This window comes from Rhizobium indicum, from assembly GCF_005862305.2.
Lineage (GTDB): Bacteria > Pseudomonadota > Alphaproteobacteria > Rhizobiales > Rhizobiaceae > Rhizobium > Rhizobium indicum.
The window spans coordinates 4479665-4498081 of record NZ_CP054021.1 but is presented as its reverse complement, the minus strand read 5'-3'; the positions used below and the strand labels follow the sequence as shown (position 1 = coordinate 4498081).

Sequence of the window (18417 nt, the reverse complement as noted above, 5' to 3'; positions counted from 1 at the left end):
GATGACAAACAACGCAAACACGTCGCGCCGGAATTGCGGCATCATTCCCGACAGTTGAGAAGCATGGAGAGCATGAAGAAATGGAAACGATCGGCCTTATCGGCGGCATGAGTTTCGAAAGTTCGGCGGTCTATTACCGTGTCGTCAATGAGATGGTGCGTGACCGCAAGGGTGGCCTCGCCTCGGCCGAACTCATCCTGCATTCTGTCAATTTCGAGGAGATCGTCGCGCTTCAGAAGGCCGGCGACTGGGATATGGCCGCCCGTCGCCTCGCCGACGTCGCTCTGCGCCTGCAGATCGCCGGCGCCGGCTGCATCCTGATCTGCACCAACACCATGCATCTGATCGCCGACAAGGTCGCTGAGAAGATCTCCGTGCCGCTGATCCACATCATCGACGAGACGGCGAAATCGCTGCATGCGGCCGGCCGCAAGCGCCCGCTGCTGCTTGCTACCCGCTACACGATGGAGCACGGCTTCTACAGCGATCGCATGAAGAGCCTTGATGTTGATATCATGGTGCCTGATGCCAGCGACCGCACGACCGTGCACGACATCATCTTCAACGAACTCTGCGCCGGCAAGGTGCTCGGCAGTTCTCGCGACAAGCTCATGACGGTGATTGCACGCGCCGTCGAGAACGGCGCCGACAGCATCATCCTCGGCTGCACCGAGATCTGCCTGATCCTCGACCCCGACCATTTGCCGCTGCCGGGCTTCGACACCACAGCGATCCATGCGCGGGCGGCGGTCGATTTCGCGCTCGGTGCAGACGAGACCGCGGAAGAGGAAGCGGCCTGACATCGCCCCACTCTTGGGATCATCAATTTAATTGACTCAGTCAACTAAATGCACAACAAAGTCTTCGTTCAGAGATCTTTGCCGGACTGCTGACAAAGTCGGCCAACACCTCTGTCGTCATGCTCGGGCTTGTCCCGAGCATCTGCAACCGATGCAGCAGGTCCTCGGCACAAGGCCGAGGATGACGCCGAGTAAAGAGCGAGGTTTGTCAGCAGTCTGACAAAGATCTCCATCTGGAGATCTTGTCATGTCCGATATCGCCCTCATCGAAACCGTCCGCGATTTCAACCGCTTCTATACGAACTTCCTCGGCCTCTTGAACAAGGCCTATCTCGACACGCCGTTCACGCTGACCGATGCCCGAATTCTCTTCGAGATCGGCTCGCATGACGGCGTCAGCGCCGCCGCACTTGTCCGCGACCTGCAGCTCGACCCGGCCTATCTCAGCCGCATCCTCAAGCGTTTCCGCGCCGAGGGGCTGATCGAAACCAGCCCCGATCCGGCCGACCTGCGCAGCCAGGTCATCATTGTCACCGACCGGGGACGGGAGCAGTTCGACGAACTCGGCCGGCGCGCCAATGCGCAGATCGCCGCCCGGTTCGACAATCTCGCCAGCGGCGAACCGGAGGCAGCAGTCTCGGCGATGCACACGATCCGCACGCTGCTCGACCCGGCAGCAAAGTCCACACCGGCCATTATCCGCGCCCACCGCGCCGGCGATATCGGCTGGATCGTCCAGAGCCAGGGCCGTTTCTATGCCGAGGAATATGGCTGGGACCTGCGCTTCGAGGCGCTGGTGGCCGACGTCGCCGGAAAATTCCTCGTCAATTTCGATCCGGCCAAGGAATATTGCTGGATCGCCGAACGCGGCGGCGTCAATGTCGGTTCGGTCCTCGTCACCAATGGCGGCGACGGCGTCGCCAAGCTCCGCCTGCTCTTTGTCGGCAAGTCAGCCCGCGGTCTCGGGCTCGGCAAATTGCTTGTCGACGAATGCATCCGCTTCTCAAAACAGAAGGGCTACCGCGAGCTTTCGCTCTGGACCAACGATATGCTGGAGACCGCCCGCGCCATCTACGTCAAGGCGGGATTCCGACTTGTCTCCGAGGAGAGACATCGCATGTTCGGCCCCGAAGCGAACGGCCAGAACTGGGTGCTCGATCTCTGAATTTGCTGCGCCGCAGAAATTTCACTTGATTTGGAAACGTTCATTCCCTAATTAGGCGCCATGACCGTTGCCAATCTCACACCAGAAGCAAAGACCCGCAGCCGTGGCCGTCCGCGCGAGTTCGATATGGACGCAGCGCTCGATGCCGCGCTGCGCGTCTTTTCCGAACGCGGTTACCACGCCGCAGCTATCAGCGAATTGACCGAAGCAATGGGCCTTGCTTCGGGGAGCATCTACAAGGCATTCAAGGACAAGCGCGGCATCTTCCTCGCTGCTTTCGCCCATTATCGAAAACTCGGCAGACGGCGCCTGGAAGCGATGATCGCGTCTGCAGAGACCGGTCGCGAGAAGGTCTTCCAGATGGTGATGTATTATACCGAGCTCTCCTATGGCGAAGCCGGCCGCAAAGGCTGTCTCGTCGTTGGCGGCGCCAACGACTTCGCGCTGCTTGACGAAGAAGCCGCTGCCCATGTCGTGACGGCCTTTGCCGCGGACGAAAAGCTGATGGCCGATCTCATCCGCATCGGCCAGGCAGACGGCACCATTCCGAAGACGGTAGACCCGGATGCTGCTGCCCTCGCCTTCCTCTGCTTTACCAAGGGCCTGCGCGTCATCGGCAAAACAGGACGCAGCAGGGAAGAGATGCTGTCCGCGGCCGAGGCCGCGATGAAGCTCGTGACCTGAACAGTCCACACCGTGGACGAGAGAAATACCGGCATTCGGTCAAGGATCGGGTGGCCGCAGCCAGCATTTTTGCATTCAATTCTTTCAATCTTTGAATACCGGAGTTTCCGATGAGCATTTCAGCCACCACGCCGGATGAGGCCATTCCCAGGGCGCTATCCCCTTGGCTAACCTTCCTTTTCGCCGCGGCCTGTGGGCTGGTGGCCGCCAATCTCTATTACGGCCAGCCGCTGGCCGGTCCCATCAGTGCCGATCTCGGCTTCACGCCTGCCGCTACCGGCCTGATCGTCACGCTGACGCAGATCGGCTACGGCCTCGGCCTGCTGCTGATCGTGCCGCTCGGCGATCTCACCGAAAACCGCCGTCTGGTGCTGATGCTGATCGCCGTCTCCGCCGTTGCGCTCATCGGCGCGGCGCTGTCTTCGACGCCCACAACCTTCCTCGTCGCCTCGCTCTCTATCGGCCTTTCATCGGTCGCAGTTCAGGTCCTAGTTCCCTTTGCCGCCAACATGGCGCCGGATGCAACGCGCGGCCAGGTCGTCGGCAACGTCATGAGCGGCCTGCTCTGCGGCATCATGCTCGCCCGCCCCTTCGCAAGCTTCGTCGCCGAGGCCTCCTCCTGGCACGTGGTCTATTACGTCACAGCAGCGCTCATGCTCGTGCTCGCCGTCGTGCTCCGCGCCAACCTGCCGGTCCGCCGGCCGACGACCAGGCTACGCTACGGCGAACTGCTCGCTTCCATGGGCCACCTGGCACTGACCTCGCGGGTACTGCAGCGCCGGGCGCTCTATCAGGCCGGCATGTTCGGTGCCTTCAGCCTGTTCTGGACGACGACGCCGCTGCTGCTCGCAAGTCCCGCCTTCGGCCTGACACAGAACGGCATCGCCCTCTTCGCCCTCGCAGGTGCTGCCGGCGCCATCGCCTCGCCGATTGCCGGCCGGCTTGCCGATCGCGGTATGACGAAGATCGCCTCGACGCTTGCCATGCTGCTCGGCATGGCCGCCTTCCTGATCAGCCATTTCGCCGCAGACGGCTCGCTTGCCGCCCTGCTGCTTTTGACGGCAGCGGCGATCCTTCTCGATTTCGGCGTGACGACCAATCTCGTCTGCGGCCAGCGCGCCATCTATGCGCTGAACCCGGAACACCGCAGCCGGCTCAATGGCCTCTTCATGGCGACCTTCTTTGCCGGCGGCGCGCTCGGTTCAGCACTCGGTGGCTGGGCCTATGCGACCGGCGGCTGGACGACTACGGTCTGGATCGGCTTCTGCTTCCCGGCGCTGGCCTTCCTGCTGTTCCTGACGGAAGGACGCGGCAAGCAGGAAGGCAAAATCTGAGACCGATATAAAAACCTCAATACCGGTTTATAAATGCGGACATACGGTGAGCAGGCGCGCACCCGCTCACCGCCGCAGGATGTTCGTTCTTATGGGACGTTTCCAACATGGACATGGACAAAGAGAAAATCGACGATGCCGTTCTGGCATTGCTATGGCTGACGCTGCATGACGGAGACCGCGCCTGGAAGGGTTTCGACTGGGATGTGATGGACCGCTTGCATCGAAACGGCCTGATTGAAAATCCCGCAGGCAAGGCAAAGTCCGTCGTCCTGAGCAACGAAGGTTTGCGGCGATCGGAAGAATTGTTCCGCGCGCTGTTTACGCGACCGGCGGAATGACGCCTAGCTGTCGGCGGAATCGAAACGCGAGCGGGCGGCGCGAACCGCCTCGTGGTTTGCTTCCGCCCAGTTCAGAAGCTGCGACAGCGGCAGGTAGAGCGAACGGCCGAGCTCCGTCATTGAATATTCGACGCTCGGCGGCTTGGTCGGGAAGACCTCGCGATTTACATAACCGTCCCTCTGCAGGTCGCGTAATGTCTGCGTCAGCATGCGCTGCGAGATGTCGGGAAGCAGGCGCCGCAACTCGCCGAACCGGCAGGGCTGGGCCGCCAGAACCTCGAGCAGCAGCGTCGACCATTTGCCGCCGATATGCTGCATCATGTCCCTGACCGGGCAATTGGAAAAATCGAGCCCAGCGAGATCGATCTCACGCCGCATCCCCGGCATCCTGTTCTTGAGGCTGACGACCGCGCCACTCATCTGCTGGTTCCCTTTTGGTAACGTAGAGCCGAAAAACTGCCTCCTTTACAGCGCCAAGTCAATTCCTATTCTAGTGTTACTCTCTTTTTGAGACCACAGGCACAACACAGCCAGCACAACACAGAAGGAAACGACGTATGAGCGAAATCATCCTGGTTACCGGCGCTGCCGGGCAGCTCGGCCAGCGTGTCATCCATCACCTCATCGAGACCTACAAGGTCGCCCCCGGCAACATCGTCGCGGCAACCCGCAGCCCGGAAAAGCTTTCCGAACTCGAAAAGAAGGGCGTCGTCACTCGCAAGGCCGATTTCGATGACGCGGCGGGTCTGGAGAAGGCTTTCGCCGGCGTCGACCGGCTGTTGATCATCAGTACCGACGCGCTGGATACTCCTGGCAAACGCCTCGCCCAGCACAAGGGCGCCGTCGCTGCGGCAGTCAAATCAGGCGTCAAGCACATCGCCTACACCTCGATGCCGGCACCGGACAATTCGCTCGTCACCTTCGCGCCCGATCACCTCGGCAGCGAAAACGCCATCAAAGCAAGCGGTGTCGCCCATACGATCATCCGCGACGCCTGGTATCACGACAACTATCTGCACGGCATGCCGCACAACCTGCAGGGCGGCAAGTGGTATAGCGCCACGGGTGACGGCAAGATCTCGACCATCTCGCGTGACGACTGCGCCCTGGCGATCGCCGCAGCCCTTGCCTCCGGCACATCCGAGAGCGCCACCTATACGGTGACCGGCACCCAGTCGCTGGACAGCCGGCAGATTGCCGCCATCGTTTCCGACGTCGCCGGCAAGCCGCTCGAAGTGATCGACGTCACCGACGAACAGCTCGGCCAGGGCATGCGCGGCGCCGGCCTTCCCGGTTTCGTCGCCGACATGCTGGTTTCTGCCGACGCCAACACCCGCGCCGGCAAGTTCGACATCGTCACCGAAGACTTCACCAAGCTGACCGGCAAACAGCCGCAGCCGCTGAAGGATTTCTTCGTGGAGCACAAGGCTGCCCTGACGGCGGCAGGCAATGCCGGAGGCCATTGAGCCTTTATGCTGCATCCCTGCGTTTGCCGCGGGGATGCAGCGAACTCCGATTCTGGATCCCTCATCACGTCAGATGAGTCACTCACGGCGCCAACGCGCCGTGGCTGGATTCCTGTGCCTGTCACAGAAACCAGCGCGCCCAAGTCCTTGGGCGCACGGGACCCTTACTTCCAGCGGTGCTGATTGAGACGCGACGCCTCACGGCTTCATAGCGCAAGAGAGAGGGGCGCCCTTCAGAATTGCGAAACGAAGCCAGGCGGTTTTTCCCTAAGATCAAGCCCGTATTCAAGCTCGGCCCGCATCCAGAGCACACCGCTTTCATAGGGATCGTCAGACATTGTCTCAATTCGCGCGTCGGCAACACTGCTGTCAGCCCAATTCTTGACGCACGCGACGTTCTCGCGTTTCCGCTCATTCCGATCGATTGCACACCATTCTCGTTTTTCGTCGAACGGAACCCATGCGAGACCATCCCGGAAACAGGCGATGGCCCGATATTTCGGCTCGACGACAATGTTTCCGGCGGCATCTGCAATGCCCCAGAGCAAGGTTCCGTTCGAATTCCTGGAGACGCGCTGTCCGCCGTCTGGTCCGCAACGCAACTTTGATCGCCGATCCTCCAGGCGGCGCGGCTCGGAGACTTCACGTCCTGATGCGTCGATCCAAAACTTCCGCCCATCCTTCGATACAGCGTAGGCGCCGGAATCGGGCTCCATCTCATCGAACTGGGGAGCGAGGGCCATCACACCGTTGCTGTCCAGTATTCCCCACTTGCCCTCAACCTTGACGCCGGCATAGCCATCGATGAAACCAGATTGGGTCTGAAGTGCCGGCGGATCGACAAGCAGTTTGCCGTCCTGCTTCAGAAAGCCCCATTTTCCGTTGTACCGAACCGATATGGGAAATTTGCAAGTCAAGTACATGTCGTCAAAGAGATACGAAACCGTCGGCTTTTCGTCAGCTCCGACGACCTGAATGCGGTCGCTCCTCCTGACAAATTTCACGCCCGAAGGACATACCGCCAGCGTCTTCCCGTCCTCCGGGTTCTGGACCAGATCCCCGGCTCGATTGAGCCCGATCCACCGGCCATCGGCCAATACCCTTGCCACCTCACCGGAATAATCGGGCAGTCTCGCATCGTCAAACAGACGCCCGCCAAGCAACCGTCCCGCCTCGTCAAGGACGCCCACTTTCTGGTCTTCGGCCACACGGTAAAAACCGTTTCGATAGCCCTGGATTCTAAATTGCTGCGGGGCGAGAATAGTTTGGCCGTCCCGGCCGATCACGCCGCATTGGGTGGCGTCGGCCCGGTCACGTTGGCTGGACTGGCCTTTGCGTCCGGCCGATCCGCCATAACAGACAATTGCTCTTCCTCCACTGAGTTCACCAACCGATTCGAAGCGAGGTTCGATCTTCCAGGTCCCGTCGGGAGCAAGTAATCCGTATCGTTTATCTCCCGGTTGAGCCGCCCAGACGAAAGTGCCAAATTCGAATTCTTTAATGGCCTGCTCGTCCTTCAGGATCTTCCCCGAAGGCAGATCTATGAGCAGATAGTGCGGGTTGTCTCTTTGGAGAAAAAGTTCCCGGGCCGTAAAGCGTAAAAGGCCATAGGATTCCGACGCGATCGCCTTGCCGGGACGAACGAGCGCCGCCCCGGCACTGAATGGAATGGCCCGCGCATAGTTCGGCGACAGCAGAAACTTTCCCGTTCTATCGATAATTCCTGCCTTGTCACCGACCACCACTTCGGCGTGGCCCTTGCGAAATCCCCGGGCGAGATCGAACATGGGGGCAATCACCATCTCGCCACTCGAATTGATATAGCCGAATTTCCCCTCGGAGCGCACGGCAGCCAGCCCCTCCGAGAAAGGAAGCGCAACTTCGAACTTGCGATTGATCCGCGGTTCTAACATCGCCCTGTCGATATAGCCGCAAAGAGCATAGACGCCGCCGCACCTTTCCACCCATCTTTCCGGCCGGGGATCGGCGACGCCGGTCCCAACGGAGCAGAGCAAACACACCCATGCCGCCGCGACAAACATAAATTGACGCGTAACAACTCTCATCCTAGCGCCCCCCGGTTGAAAGAACTAGGAGATGCTCGTGTGTTGGAAATATGGCCGGTCCGCAGGTCGGATGTCACGAACACAGGAATCTTGCGCCCTCATTCGCGGCACGAGAGACCCTTGCAGGGCAAGTTAGTCGCTGCCAATACGCAAGAAGGAAACGACCTCCCTCAAACCACCTGCCCGCAAGCCCGGCAGAAGCGTCGAACCGTTTCCGCCATGCCGTATTCCAGCGCATCGGCGGTCAACCCATGGCCGATCGAGACCTCGGCAAGCTGGGGAATACGCTTCACCAGATCAGGCAGGTTTTCGACCGTTAGATCGTGGCCGGCATTGACGGCAAGGCCGATTGCAAGGGCTGCATCCGCCGTCCGTCCGAGCGCTTCGAGGATCGGGGCCGCCCGCTCCGGCGCGTCAAAGCAGCCACCATAGGGACCGGTATAGAGCTCAATCCGATCGGCGCCGACCGCCTTGGCGATCTCGACCGCTTCTGCATCGCCATCGCCGTCGGCAAACAGCGACACCCGGCACCCCATTGTCTTCAGCCGTGCGACGGCATCGGTGAGAAACGCGCGGTGCTTGCGGAAATCCCAGCCGTGATCGGAGGTCGCCTGCGCGGGATCGTCAGGCACCAGCGTCACTTGCTCGGGTGCTGCCCCGGCGCAGAGCTCGAAGAATTCCTCGGTCGGATAACCCTCGATGTTGAACTCGGCCTGGGGAAATTCGTCGTCGATCAGGTTGCGGATGACGGGCAGATCGGAAAAGCGGATGTGCCGCTGGTCGGGGCGCGGATGCACCGTCAGGCCGCTCGCACCGGATTTCAGCGCGATACGCCCGAGCGCTTCGACGCTCGGCCAGGGCAGGTCGCGCCGGTTGCGCAGCATGGCGACGGCGTTGAGGTTCACGGAGAGCTTGGCGGGCATGGCGAGATCCATCGGTCACGGAAATGGGAGGCCTGCTTTTAAGCCAAGTGCTCCGCGATGGCCAACGAGATTCACAAATGGATGCGATGCCGATCGCTGATGGGCACCGAAATTACGCTGAGCATTTGCCGCACGCGTACCGCAGATAGTAAATCCCGTCACCTTTGAAGAGCACCGCGAGATCCCGCAGTGCAGCACATGTTTTTGTGCAGCACACCCAAGAACCCGGCAAAATATGCCGGTAAAGTTGCTATCCCATTTAAAAGAGATTATTTTTAGCACTTATAAAAAAGATCGTTCACGCATAACGTGGACATCGTATCGCGTAGAGTACGCCGCGTACTGCTTCTTTCCCACTGATAAGAACGCCTAGAGGAAACCCCACTCGCCGCGCATGGGAAGCAACTGGCAAAGCCGCATGAGGTGCAACAACATGCCCCAGGAGGGTTCATGCCAGACGGTTCCAAACGCCTGTTTGCCACCGCCGGTATCGCTTCGGAGGCCCGATCGAAATATCGGTTCCTGCCTTCAGCCGCGCTGCCGCCGGATCTACCGGACGGTCCGGTGCCCATTGCCGACATGGCAAACGCATTCGGCGTCACACACAGGACACTGCATTTCTATGAAGAGAAAGGGTTGATTTCAGCCAACCGCATCGGCCTGATGCGGGTCTATGGCCAGGACGATGTGATGCGCATGGCCGTGATCACGGTCTGCCGCGAAGCCGGCATGCCGATCGCCGTCATCCAGGAACTGATGGGCGAACTCCGCAACGCTGATTCGCAGGAAACGGCCGAGGCAATGTTCCGCGAGGCCCTGCAGGTGCGCAAGCGCGAACTGACGGCGGAGATGTCAACGCTGCACCGCCAGCTCCAGCAGGTCGGCGACCTCCTGGACTACGACGGCAGCATCGAGGAGCCGCCGTTAAACGACAATCAGGACAGTGCAAGCCTGACCCCGCAGGAGCGGCGTTGCCTGGAACTGATGGCGGAGGGTTATTCCACCCAGCGCATCGCCCGGGCGCTCGACCTGAAACATGACGAAACCCGTGACCTGGAGGCCGGAATCATCCTGAAATTCCGCGCCAACAACCGCTTCCAGGCCATCGCCAAGGCAGTTCTGCTCGGTATCGTGCAGGCTTAACGCCATCCGCCCAAGACACGGCCGCCACCGTTTCTTCCTCACCACTCCAGATGGCGAATGAGACCTAGCGCGGGTGCGACTGGGATCAGCGGACGATCGTCAGCGTCTCCGCCGCGCGCGTGATTGCTGTATAGAGCCAGCGTTCCCGGGTATCGCGAAACGCCCAGCTCTCGTCGAAGAGCACGACATCGTTCCATTGCGAACCCTGCGCCTTGTGAACGGTCAGCGCATAGCCGAAGTCGAACTCGTCGTAGCGTTTGCGGGTGTTCCAGGGAATCTCGCCCTCGACATCCTCGAAGGCCTGCTTCAGCAGTTTGATCTTGGCCGCTCCCCGGTCCATGTCGTCATCCTCAGGGCGGACGAGCAGATTGATGCCGGGTTTCGTCGTTTCCTTCGACGAGGTCATCACCTGCCAGAGCGAACCGTTGAGCAAGCCCTTGGCCGGATCATTCCTGAGGCAGACGAGCTTGTCGCCGGTCTGCGGATAATCGGCATTGAAGCCTTTCAGCTCGCGCAGGCGCTGATTGTAACGCCGCCGCGTGCGGTTGGTACCGACGAGCACCTGGTCGGCATCGAGCACCAGCTGCTGCGTCACCTCGTTCTTCGAGATCACCTTGGCCGTGCCGTAATCGCCGTACATCACCTCATTGCCTTCGCGCACCTGCATGGCAAGCTTGATGATCGGATTGTCGCGCGCCTGCCGGTGGATATCGGTGAGCAGGTAGTCCGGATCCTGATTGGTGAAGTAGCCGCCGCCGGTCACCGGCGGCAGCTGGCCGGGATCGCCGAGCACCAGGATCGGCGTGCCGAAGCTCATTAGATCCTTGCCAAGCGCCTCGTCCACCATCGAGCATTCGTCGACGATGATCAGCGCCGCCTTCGCGACCGGGCTTTGCCGGTTGATCGAAAACATCGGCGCGATCGAGGTCTTGCCTGTTTCCTCGTCTTCCACCGCCTCCTCGCCGCGCGGCCGGTAGATCAACGAATGGATCGTCCGGGCGTTGGAGGCGCCCCGCGAGCGCAGCACCTGCGCCGCCTTACCGGTGAAGGCGGCAAACAACACGTCGCCATCGACATTTTCGGCAAAATGCTTGGCAAGCGTCGTCTTTCCCGTTCCGGCATAGCCGAACAGGCGAAAGAGCGGCGAGCGCCCTTCCTTCAGCCATTTCGAAACAGCCTTCAGGGCTTCATCTTGTTGCGGCGCAAATTGCATGATCGCAGGACTTGGCAGGATTCGCGGGCTTTAGGCAAGGCGGAAAACGGCAAATCGCCCGGCCGGACGATCATCAGTTCCACTGCCGGTCGGCGCCGCTCGCGCACATCGACGGGTCCTGCCCCATAGCCTCGGTGAGAAAATCCAGAACCGTCTTGACGCGCAGCGGCATGTTGCGCCGCGAGGGATAGACGACGGTCACCGGCAGCCGGCTCGGCTGGAAATCCTTCATCACGGGGACCAGCCGGCCGGCGGCGATATCGGGCATAGCGATGATGTGCGAAAGCACCGCAAGACCCGCTCCAGCAAGGACTGCCCGGTGAATGGCGACGGCATTGCAGGCGGTCAGCCGCGGCGAGATCCGAACCGATATGTCTTCCGAACCGTTCGAGAAGGACCAGCTATTGGCCTCGCCAGCCCTGTTGTAGCACAGGCATTCATGATCCTTGATCTCCTTCGGTGCGCGGGGAGCCGCCCTGCGCGCGAGATAGGCGGGAGATGCAACGAGGAAGGCGGTCGTCCAGCCGATCCGCCGGCAGACGAGGCTGCTGTCGGCGACCTGGCCCAAGCGCACTTCGAGATCCAGGCGCTCCTCGATCATATCCGAGCCCTGCTCTCTGAAGATGAGTTCGACCGAGAGCTTCGGATGGGCGGCAAGAAGATCGCCGAGCCGCTCGCTGAGATAGAGGCCGAGTGGTGCTGGAACGCTGAGCCTGACCTTTCCCGAGGCCATGGCTCCGTCCGATCCGGCCGCATCGCCAAGCTCCTCAACCGCTTCGAGAATCCGCAGCGCCATCGGCAGCATCCGCTCCCCCTCTGCCGTCAGCGACAGACCGCTCGTCGTGCGATGCAGGAGGCGAGTATTGAAATGGCCTTCGAGGGCTGCGACCTGTCGCGAGACCGCCGGCTGCGTCACGTCGAGATCGTGCGCCGCCGCCGAGAACGAACCCGTCTCCACGACGCGCTGAAAGGTCCGCAATGCCGAAACGATATCCATCCCCTGCCCCTCATACTTTTGCGCATAGGCTTTATGCAGCCAGACTAAGCGAGAATAGCTTTACAGTCCAGCAATTAAGGATATCTTTTATCCATAAGGATATTTAATATCCTTAATTGAAGGAGAGACACATGACCCAGCGACTGAACTACGCCCAGCAGTCCCCCGAGCTTTTCAAGAAATTTATTGAATTCAGCATGGCGCTGAAGAGCAGCGTGATCGACGAGAAGCTGCAGGCCCTCGTCGAGATCCGTGCCTCGCAGATCAATGGATGCGGCTTTTGCCTCGATATGCATGTGAAGCAGGCCAAGATCCACGGCGAGACGGAACTGCGGATCTACCATGTCGCCATCTGGCGGGAATCGAACCTGTTCGTTCCCCGCGAGCGTGCAGCCCTTGCCTGGACCGAAGCACTGACCAAACTTCCGGGAGGCGGCATTCCCGACGAGATTTACGAACGGGTACGCGGCCAGCTTTCCGAGAAGGAAATCTCGGACCTGACTTTCGTCGTCATGGCGATCAATGCCTGGAACCGCGTCAATGTCGGCTTCAAGACCGTGCCCGGCACGGCCGACAAGGCCTACGGCCTCGACAAGGCCGGCCTGAATTAACCCACTCAATTAATTGAAAAGATTCACCTTTGACGCTGCCGCACTGCGGCAGCGAACGGAGATCCATTATGAAAATCGTTGTCATCGGCGGGACCGGCCTTATCGGTTCGAAGACTGTCGAACGCCTGCGCAAGCGCGGCCATGACGTGATCGCCGCATCGCCGAACTCCGGCGTCAACACGATCACCGGAGAAGGGCTTGCAGAGGCGCTCTCAGGCGCTGAAGTCGTGCTCGACCTCGCCAATTCGCCTTCTTTCGAGGATAAGGCCGTGCTCGAATTTTTCGAGACCTCGGGCCGCAATCTTCTCGCTGCCGAAAAACTCGCCGGCGTCAAGCACCATATCGCCCTCTCCGTCGTCGGCACCGAACGTCTGCAGGAAAGCGGTTATTTCCGCGGCAAGCTTGCCCAGGAAAAACTGATCAAGGCATCGGGAATTCCCTACACCATCGTGCATTCGACGCAGTTCATGGAATTCCTCGGCGGCATCGCCCAATCGGGAACGGTCGGCCAGACGGTCCACCTGTCGCCGGCCTATGTGCAGCCGATTGCTTCCGACGACGTGGCGGACGCCATGGCGGACGTGGCCCTCTCTGCTCCGGCCAACGCGACGCTCGAGATCGCTGGTCCGGAACGGGCGCGCCTCAGCGAGCTCGTCGCCCGCTATCTGAAGGCCATGAAAGACCCGCGCACCACCGAGGCTGATGTCGAGGCGAGATATTTCGGCGCAAGACTGAACGACCAGTCGCTCATTTCCGACAACAACCCGCGGCTTGGTTCGATCACCTTCGAGCAGTGGTTCGCAAAGTCCGCCCAGCCGACATGATTGACGTGCCCTCAAGACGCGACCGCTCGGGCGCGTCTTCCCCCGACCCAGCAACCATGGAGATTCCGATGATCAGAACATTTTTCCTCGCCGCCGCCCTCGCCTTTCCGGCTGCCACCGGCGTCAGCGCCCATGACAGCAGCGAGTCTGCGAAGGTGACACTCGTCTATGAGCACGAGCTTCCGAACGTGCCGGGCAAGAGCATCAAGGGCGTGCTGGTCGAATACGGCCCGGGCGGCTTCTCCGAAGGCCACACCCATCCCGACACGGCCTTCATCTACGCCACCGTGCTCGAAGGAGCGATCCGCAGCCAGGTCAATGACGGCCCGGTCAAGGTCTATCAGGCGGGAGAAAGTTTCTCCGAAATGCCGGGCGATCGTCACGGTGTCAGCGCCAACGGCAGCGAAACCAAGCCCGCCCGCCTGCTCGCCGTCTTCGTCGTCGACACCAACCAGAAAGAACTGACCTATCCGCTCAACAAGTGACGATCCGCATTACAGCGCCGCGCGTCTTTTCAGACGCGCAAAGGACGCTGTAACACTTTCAACCCTCGCATCGGCCCGAAATCGGTTCCGATTTTCGGGCCGATGCGATACCGCCTGCGCAGGCCTGATGCTTGCGCCGGCGACCGAGATGCTGAATCATGTGCGGCCCGCACCCCGGAGACAGAGAGATGATTGACGACGCCCTCTTCGGCAAACCTCTGATATCCCTGATAACAGTCGGATTCGCCGGTATCGTCGTCTGGCATCTGCTCTCCCGTCATCGGCCGACGACGCGGCTGGTGGTGCAGATCCTCTTCTTTGCAGTAATGACGCTGATCCTCGTCGGCAGCGGCATCGAACCCCACCGGTTTCAAGGATATGAGTCCGAGGATCCGCGGGCCCTGCTCGTCATCGTCGCAAAAACACTCTGGTGGATCCATCTGGCATGGGCCGTCATCGGTTTCATCAGGCTCTATCTGGTGCTGGAGGGCAGTCCGCGAGAGGCTCGCCTGCTCCAGGATTTGGTTATCGGCGTCGTCTATATCGGTATGGCCCTATCGGTTCTGGCCTTCGTCTTCGGCGTGCCGATCGGAACCCTCGTCGCAACCTCGGGCGTGGTCGCGATCATTCTCGGTCTGGCGCTGCAGAATACGCTCGCCGACGTCTTCTCCGGCATCGCCCTGACCCTCGGCCGGCCATATGTCATCGGTGACTGGATCCTTCTCAGCGACGGCACAGAGGGGCGCGTCGTCGAAAGCAATTGGCGCGCGACACATATCCTGACCAGTGGCAATAATATCGTCGTTCTGCCGAACAGTTTTCTGGCAAAGCTCGGCCTGACGAATGTAAGCCGGCCGGACGAGACCCATCTCTTGATCCTTACCATCCGCATCGCCCCGACGCGGATGCCGGCATCGGTCCGCCAAGTCATGGCAACGGCGCTTGCGAGCTGCAATTCGATCGTGCGCGAGCCGCCGCCGGTCGTAGCACTCAAGGGGCTGGATGCCACGGCGCTTGAGGTCGAGCTGCAGTTCCGGGTGACGAGCCCGAGCCAGCGGGTGCCGGCGCGGAACGAGGTGCTCGATCTCGTCTATCGCCACTGCAAATCCGCCGGCCTGCTGCTGGCCATTCCGCCGTCGGCGACGGTGCTGACCGCCGATCTGCCGACAGAAGAAAGCGCAAAGCCGCCGAGCGTAACGCCGCTTGCCCTGATCGAGGCCATTCCGGTCTTTACGACGCTGACATCAGATGAGAAGCGCAGGCTCGCCGAAACCACGACTGTCCGGGAGTTCCGCAAGGGCGATGTGATCGTGCGGGAGGACGAAATGCTCCCCTCACTGATGATGGTGCGCGCCGGCATCATCGCTGCGCGGAACGCAGGCGAGGAACGCGGACGGCTCGCGCCGGGCGATTTTTTTGGAGAGACCGGACTGCTCGCCGGCATGCAGGAAGTCTGCACCCTGGAGGCTCTGACCCCCGTGACCGCCTATGAGATCGATCAGGAGGCATTCGCGCCGCTGCTAAGCGAACGCCCGGCGCTGGCGGAAGAAATCGCCGACCACCTCGCCAGCCGCGCCGAGCGTTTCCGCAACGGCGCCCCCCTGCCCCCGGAACATGCCCGCAATGCGCATGCCATCCTGAAGACCATCAGGACCATCTTCAAAGCGTAGAGATCGGCGCTCCCGCTCAGCCAGCGCGCTTGAGCACCCATTCGAACGTGCTCCGCCAAATGTCGGCCGGTACTTCCTCGGACAAGGTGCCGACCAGATCGGAAAGCCGGACGCGCCTCAGCGTATCCCGCCAGGCCTCGTCGGCCTCCCACATGATGCGCGCCACCGCGCATGGCTTGCTGTCGCAATATCCTTCCGGCCGGCAGGGATTGTTTGCCCGGATGTTCGTACAGGTGAAGCTGCTGGCCTTCCCTTCGACCGCCTCGACGATCTCGAGAAAGTTGATATCCGAGGGGGTCTTGGCAAGCCTGTAGCCGCCACTCGGACCGAGCGTGGTCTCGACCAGCGATGCCTGCGAAAGGCTCTGCAGTGCTTTGGAGAGATATTCCTTCGGCAGACCATGAAGCTCGGCGAGCGCCTTGGTGGAAAGATACCTGCCCTCTGGCAGGCCCGCGAGAATGGCGCAGCAGTGAAGCGCCCACTCGACCTGGCTTTTCAGGATCATTCAGCAACTCGTGTGATGGTTGGTTCTGCCGATGGAATTAAGGACATATCATATCCGAAAACCGGCACGATGTAAATGAGCTGCAAAAGCAGCGTGTTGCTGCCTGAACGGCGATGCGGGCTCCGATCTCCCTCAGCCCCCGTTCTCGTCCTCTCCCTGCGTCAGCTCATTTTCAATTCCGGCGATCAGCTTGCGCAGCAGGGCCGCGAGCGCCTCGCGCTCCTTTCCGTCAAGAGCCTGCAGAAACGAAGATTCGCTCGCCATGTCGGTGCGGAAGGCCTTTTCGGCGAGTGCCGCACCCGCCTCGCTCAATGCCACCAATACGCTGCGCCCGTCACGCGGCGATTTCTCCCGGCGGATCAGGCCCGCCTTCTCCAGCCGGTCGAGCCTGTGGGTCAGGCCTCCCGAGGAGATCATCAGCGCCGAATACATGTCCGTCGGGGTCAGTCGGTAAGGCGGTCCGGAACGGCGAAGCGTTGCGATCACGTCGAATTCTCCGCGGTCGAGACCAAAATCGGCAAAGGTCGCCTCAATGCTCGGGCGGACTAGGTTCGACAGCCGAAAGGCCCGGCCTAAGATCGCCATCGGCTCGGTGTCGAGGTCGGGCAGTTCCAGCGCCCATTGCCGGCGCAGCCGGTCGACATGATCCTCGTAGGAGCCGTCACCTTTAGTTCCATTCGTCATTTTCTGCCTCATATGCCACCACAGCCGAGACATACACCTTCCATCCACATCAAGGAAGATATCTTGACAGGAAGACAGTTTTGAGGATATATCTTCTCGAGAAGATAGTTTTGCGATCGCAAATGGCACCAGCAGGAGGCACGTGATGTTCAGTATTCTTCGCCACCAGGAACCGCGACCCGATCAGAGCCGCACGGTCCGCTTCGAAGGCCGCGACCATGGCGGCGAGATATCGCTTTTCCTGGTCGACAATGAGCCCGGCCAAGGGCCTGACCTGCATGTCCACCCCTATTCCGAAACGTGGGCAGTCAGGAAAGGCGAAGCCGAATTCACCGTAGGCGACGCCAAGACCCGCGCCTTTCCCGGCGATATCGTCGTCGTGGCCGCCAACATTCCCCACCGTTTCGAGAATGTCGGCACCGGACGGCTCGAAATCGTCTGCATTCATGCCAGCGACGAGATCGCGCAGGAGTTTGTGTGAGGCAAAGCCGCCTCAGAAGACAACCTCCACAAGACAAAGGAAGAGGAGAGAACCGCAATGCCTAAGATGATCTTCGTGAACCTGCCGGTGAAAGATCTTGCCGCTGCGACCCGTTTCTATGACGCGATCGGCTGCAGCAAGAACGAACAGTTCAGCGATCACCAGGCGTCGAACATGGTCTGGTCCGAGGCCATTATCTTCCACTTGCTGACACGCGATTTCTTCGCGAGTTTCACGCCGAAACCCGTTGCCGAAGCGCAGAAGGCGAGCGAGATGCTGATCGCGCTGACGATGGACAGCCGTGAAGACGTGGACGCTATCGTCGAGGCAGCCGCAGTCGCCGGCGGCAAAGCCGATCCGCGCGCGCCGACGGACATGGGCTGGCTCTACAACCGTGCCTTCGAGGATCCCGATGGCCATATATTCGAAGCGGTCTGGGTCGACATGGCGGCGGCGACCGCCTCTGGGCAATAGCCGGCAAGGCGTCCGGCGACGTGCCGCGGGCGAAACGGGCTTCGGCCCACCTCGCCCGCCATCAAAACTTTTGCTGCGCCTGGAATAAAACCACCGCGCCTCGTGTCTCATCTCAGGTATCGCAAGATTGCGTGCCCAATCTGAGGAGAGACATCATGACATCCGTGAAATTCCTGTCCGTCCTGGCGGCCGCCGCCCTTGCCGCGACCGCTGCTTTCGCCGCCCCTCCCGTCAAGGAAGTCGAATCCGCCAAGGGCAAGGTGCTCGCCGGCGAAAACGACATGACCCTCTACACCTTCAAGAAGGACGCCAAGGGCGTTTCCAACTGCTACGACGATTGCGCCAAGAACTGGCCGCCGCTGATGGCTGCTGGCGACGCCAAGGCCGATGGTGCATATTCGATCATCGATCGCAAAGATGGCACGAAGCAATGGGCCAAGGACGGCATGCCGCTCTATTTCTGGGTCAAGGACACGAAGGCCGGCGACATCACCGGCGATGGCGTCGGCGGCAATTGGGATCTCGCCAAGCCTTGATCGCGAAGACCCCGA

Annotated in this window: 21 protein-coding genes; 14 read left to right on the top strand and 7 right to left on the bottom strand. The window is 60.8% G+C overall.

Annotation, left to right across the window (positions count from 1 at the left end):
- The first annotated feature begins 80 nt into the window (after nucleotides 1-80).
- The 5 genes from FFM53_RS21815 (at nucleotide 81) to FFM53_RS21795 (ending at nucleotide 4324) form a co-directional block, all read left to right on the top strand.
- Entirely contained in the window at nucleotides 81-800 is a 720-nt protein-coding gene (locus FFM53_RS21815; protein WP_138387198.1) for an aspartate/glutamate racemase family protein, read from the top strand.
- A 247-nt stretch (nucleotides 801-1047) separates the two neighbouring features.
- Nucleotides 1048-1965: a bifunctional helix-turn-helix transcriptional regulator/GNAT family N-acetyltransferase gene (locus FFM53_RS21810; protein WP_138387197.1), complete on the top strand. Its 918-nt coding sequence runs from the start codon at nucleotides 1048-1050 to the stop codon at nucleotides 1963-1965.
- Between the two features lie 60 nt (nucleotides 1966-2025).
- The gene (locus FFM53_RS21805; protein WP_138387196.1) at nucleotides 2026-2649 is read left to right on the top strand and encodes a TetR/AcrR family transcriptional regulator; all 624 of its coding nucleotides are present in this window, start codon (nucleotides 2026-2028) and stop codon (nucleotides 2647-2649) included.
- A 110-nt stretch (nucleotides 2650-2759) separates the two neighbouring features.
- Nucleotides 2760-3983: an MFS transporter gene (locus FFM53_RS21800; RefSeq protein ID WP_138387195.1), complete on the top strand. Its 1224-nt coding sequence runs from the start codon at nucleotides 2760-2762 to the stop codon at nucleotides 3981-3983.
- 107 nt (nucleotides 3984-4090) lie between these two features.
- Complete coding sequence (locus tag FFM53_RS21795) at nucleotides 4091-4324, top strand: DUF6429 family protein (protein ID WP_138387194.1); 234 nt, start codon at nucleotides 4091-4093, stop codon at nucleotides 4322-4324.
- Between the two features lie 3 nt (nucleotides 4325-4327).
- Here the strand turns inward: FFM53_RS21795 and FFM53_RS21790 are convergent, their stop codons facing one another.
- Nucleotides 4328-4744 (bottom strand): winged helix-turn-helix transcriptional regulator, encoded by a 417-nt coding sequence (locus tag FFM53_RS21790; protein ID WP_138387193.1) that lies wholly within the window; start codon nucleotides 4742-4744, stop codon nucleotides 4328-4330.
- A 137-nt stretch (nucleotides 4745-4881) separates the two neighbouring features.
- Between FFM53_RS21790 and FFM53_RS21785 the strand changes: the two genes are divergently transcribed.
- Nucleotides 4882-5790: an SDR family oxidoreductase gene (locus FFM53_RS21785; protein ID WP_138387192.1), complete on the top strand. Its 909-nt coding sequence runs from the start codon at nucleotides 4882-4884 to the stop codon at nucleotides 5788-5790.
- 233 nt (nucleotides 5791-6023) lie between these two features.
- Here FFM53_RS21785 and FFM53_RS21780 read toward each other — a convergent pair whose 3' ends face one another.
- Both FFM53_RS21780 and FFM53_RS21775 read right to left on the bottom strand, forming a co-directional pair.
- Nucleotides 6024-7856, bottom strand: a complete 1833-nt coding sequence (locus tag FFM53_RS21780; RefSeq protein WP_246413031.1) for a WG repeat-containing protein — start codon at nucleotides 7854-7856, stop codon at nucleotides 6024-6026.
- Between the two features lie 170 nt (nucleotides 7857-8026).
- Nucleotides 8027-8779, bottom strand: coding sequence for a pyridoxine 5'-phosphate synthase (locus FFM53_RS21775; protein WP_138387191.1), 753 nt, complete (start codon nucleotides 8777-8779; stop codon nucleotides 8027-8029).
- 450 nt (nucleotides 8780-9229) lie between these two features.
- On the opposite strand from FFM53_RS21775, the gene FFM53_RS21770 reads away from it, so the two are divergent.
- Complete coding sequence (locus FFM53_RS21770; protein ID WP_138387190.1) at nucleotides 9230-9922, top strand: MerR family transcriptional regulator; 693 nt, start codon at nucleotides 9230-9232, stop codon at nucleotides 9920-9922.
- An 85-nt stretch (nucleotides 9923-10007) separates the two neighbouring features.
- On the opposite strand, the gene FFM53_RS21765 is transcribed toward FFM53_RS21770, so the two are convergent.
- Together FFM53_RS21765 and FFM53_RS21760 are read right to left on the bottom strand one after the other, a co-directional pair.
- Complete coding sequence (locus tag FFM53_RS21765; RefSeq protein ID WP_003560862.1) at nucleotides 10008-11135, bottom strand: ATP-dependent DNA helicase; 1128 nt, start codon at nucleotides 11133-11135, stop codon at nucleotides 10008-10010.
- 73 nt (nucleotides 11136-11208) lie between these two features.
- Complete coding sequence (locus FFM53_RS21760; RefSeq protein WP_138387189.1) at nucleotides 11209-12132, bottom strand: LysR family transcriptional regulator; 924 nt, start codon at nucleotides 12130-12132, stop codon at nucleotides 11209-11211.
- A gap of 131 nt (nucleotides 12133-12263) precedes the next feature.
- On the opposite strand from FFM53_RS21760, the gene FFM53_RS21755 reads away from it, so the two are divergent.
- The 4 genes from FFM53_RS21755 (at nucleotide 12264) to FFM53_RS21740 (ending at nucleotide 15722) form a co-directional block, all read left to right on the top strand.
- Nucleotides 12264-12743: a carboxymuconolactone decarboxylase family protein gene (locus FFM53_RS21755; RefSeq protein WP_138387188.1), complete on the top strand. Its 480-nt coding sequence runs from the start codon at nucleotides 12264-12266 to the stop codon at nucleotides 12741-12743.
- Between the two features lie 68 nt (nucleotides 12744-12811).
- Entirely contained in the window at nucleotides 12812-13567 is a 756-nt protein-coding gene (locus FFM53_RS21750) for an SDR family oxidoreductase (protein ID WP_138387187.1), read from the top strand.
- A gap of 68 nt (nucleotides 13568-13635) precedes the next feature.
- Complete coding sequence (locus tag FFM53_RS21745) at nucleotides 13636-14052, top strand: cupin domain-containing protein (RefSeq protein ID WP_138387186.1); 417 nt, start codon at nucleotides 13636-13638, stop codon at nucleotides 14050-14052.
- A 188-nt stretch (nucleotides 14053-14240) separates the two neighbouring features.
- Nucleotides 14241-15722, top strand: coding sequence for a cyclic nucleotide-binding domain-containing protein (locus FFM53_RS21740; RefSeq protein WP_138387185.1), 1482 nt, complete (start codon nucleotides 14241-14243; stop codon nucleotides 15720-15722).
- Nucleotides 15723-15738: 16 nt separating this feature from the next.
- On the opposite strand, the gene FFM53_RS21735 is transcribed toward FFM53_RS21740, so the two are convergent.
- On the bottom strand, nucleotides 15739-16227 hold the full coding sequence (locus FFM53_RS21735; RefSeq protein WP_138387184.1) for an RrF2 family transcriptional regulator: 489 nt from the start codon (nucleotides 16225-16227) through the stop codon (nucleotides 15739-15741).
- Nucleotides 16228-16359: 132 nt separating this feature from the next.
- Nucleotides 16360-16911 carry a MarR family winged helix-turn-helix transcriptional regulator gene (locus FFM53_RS21730; RefSeq protein WP_138387183.1) on the bottom strand — a complete coding sequence of 184 codons (552 nt, stop codon included), beginning with the start codon at nucleotides 16909-16911 and terminating at the stop codon, nucleotides 16360-16362.
- A gap of 145 nt (nucleotides 16912-17056) precedes the next feature.
- Between FFM53_RS21730 and FFM53_RS21725 the strand changes: the two genes are divergently transcribed.
- The 3 genes from FFM53_RS21725 to FFM53_RS21715 all read left to right on the top strand — a co-directional run bounded on the left by FFM53_RS21725 (nucleotide 17057) and on the right by FFM53_RS21715 (nucleotide 18402).
- Nucleotides 17057-17392: a cupin domain-containing protein gene (locus tag FFM53_RS21725; RefSeq protein ID WP_138387182.1), complete on the top strand. Its 336-nt coding sequence runs from the start codon at nucleotides 17057-17059 to the stop codon at nucleotides 17390-17392.
- A 57-nt stretch (nucleotides 17393-17449) separates the two neighbouring features.
- Nucleotides 17450-17866 (top strand): VOC family protein, encoded by a 417-nt coding sequence (locus tag FFM53_RS21720; protein ID WP_138387181.1) that lies wholly within the window; start codon nucleotides 17450-17452, stop codon nucleotides 17864-17866.
- A gap of 155 nt (nucleotides 17867-18021) precedes the next feature.
- Nucleotides 18022-18402 (top strand): COG4315 family predicted lipoprotein, encoded by a 381-nt coding sequence (locus FFM53_RS21715; RefSeq protein ID WP_138330570.1) that lies wholly within the window; start codon nucleotides 18022-18024, stop codon nucleotides 18400-18402.
- Nucleotides 18403-18417: the final 15 nt, after the last annotated feature.

Bases quoted from the DNA above. Each gene is read 5' to 3' on its own strand.
- FFM53_RS21815 (WP_138387198.1), top strand. From the start codon at position 81: ATGGAAACGATCGGCCTTATCGGCGGCATGAGTTTCGAAAGTTCGGCG.
- FFM53_RS21810 (WP_138387197.1), top strand. From the start codon at position 1,048: ATGTCCGATATCGCCCTCATCGAAACCGTCCGCGATTTCAACCGCTTC.
- FFM53_RS21805 (WP_138387196.1), top strand. From the start codon at position 2,026: ATGACCGTTGCCAATCTCACACCAGAAGCAAAGACCCGCAGCCGTGGC.
- FFM53_RS21800 (WP_138387195.1), top strand. From the start codon at position 2,760: ATGAGCATTTCAGCCACCACGCCGGATGAGGCCATTCCCAGGGCGCTA.
- FFM53_RS21795 (WP_138387194.1), top strand. From the start codon at position 4,091: ATGGACATGGACAAAGAGAAAATCGACGATGCCGTTCTGGCATTGCTA.
- FFM53_RS21790 (WP_138387193.1), bottom strand. From the start codon at position 4,744: ATGAGTGGCGCGGTCGTCAGCCTCAAGAACAGGATGCCGGGGATGCGG.
- FFM53_RS21785 (WP_138387192.1), top strand. From the start codon at position 4,882: ATGAGCGAAATCATCCTGGTTACCGGCGCTGCCGGGCAGCTCGGCCAG.
- FFM53_RS21780 (WP_246413031.1), bottom strand. From the start codon at position 7,856: ATGAGAGTTGTTACGCGTCAATTTATGTTTGTCGCGGCGGCATGGGTG.
- FFM53_RS21775 (WP_138387191.1), bottom strand. From the start codon at position 8,779: ATGCCCGCCAAGCTCTCCGTGAACCTCAACGCCGTCGCCATGCTGCGC.
- FFM53_RS21770 (WP_138387190.1), top strand. From the start codon at position 9,230: ATGCCAGACGGTTCCAAACGCCTGTTTGCCACCGCCGGTATCGCTTCG.
- FFM53_RS21765 (WP_003560862.1), bottom strand. From the start codon at position 11,135: ATGCAATTTGCGCCGCAACAAGATGAAGCCCTGAAGGCTGTTTCGAAA.
- FFM53_RS21760 (WP_138387189.1), bottom strand. From the start codon at position 12,132: ATGGATATCGTTTCGGCATTGCGGACCTTTCAGCGCGTCGTGGAGACG.
- FFM53_RS21755 (WP_138387188.1), top strand. From the start codon at position 12,264: ATGACCCAGCGACTGAACTACGCCCAGCAGTCCCCCGAGCTTTTCAAG.
- FFM53_RS21750 (WP_138387187.1), top strand. From the start codon at position 12,812: ATGAAAATCGTTGTCATCGGCGGGACCGGCCTTATCGGTTCGAAGACT.
- FFM53_RS21745 (WP_138387186.1), top strand. From the start codon at position 13,636: ATGATCAGAACATTTTTCCTCGCCGCCGCCCTCGCCTTTCCGGCTGCC.
- FFM53_RS21740 (WP_138387185.1), top strand. From the start codon at position 14,241: ATGATTGACGACGCCCTCTTCGGCAAACCTCTGATATCCCTGATAACA.
- FFM53_RS21735 (WP_138387184.1), bottom strand. From the start codon at position 16,227: ATGATCCTGAAAAGCCAGGTCGAGTGGGCGCTTCACTGCTGCGCCATT.
- FFM53_RS21730 (WP_138387183.1), bottom strand. From the start codon at position 16,911: ATGACGAATGGAACTAAAGGTGACGGCTCCTACGAGGATCATGTCGAC.
- FFM53_RS21725 (WP_138387182.1), top strand. From the start codon at position 17,057: ATGTTCAGTATTCTTCGCCACCAGGAACCGCGACCCGATCAGAGCCGC.
- FFM53_RS21720 (WP_138387181.1), top strand. From the start codon at position 17,450: ATGCCTAAGATGATCTTCGTGAACCTGCCGGTGAAAGATCTTGCCGCT.
- FFM53_RS21715 (WP_138330570.1), top strand. From the start codon at position 18,022: ATGACATCCGTGAAATTCCTGTCCGTCCTGGCGGCCGCCGCCCTTGCC.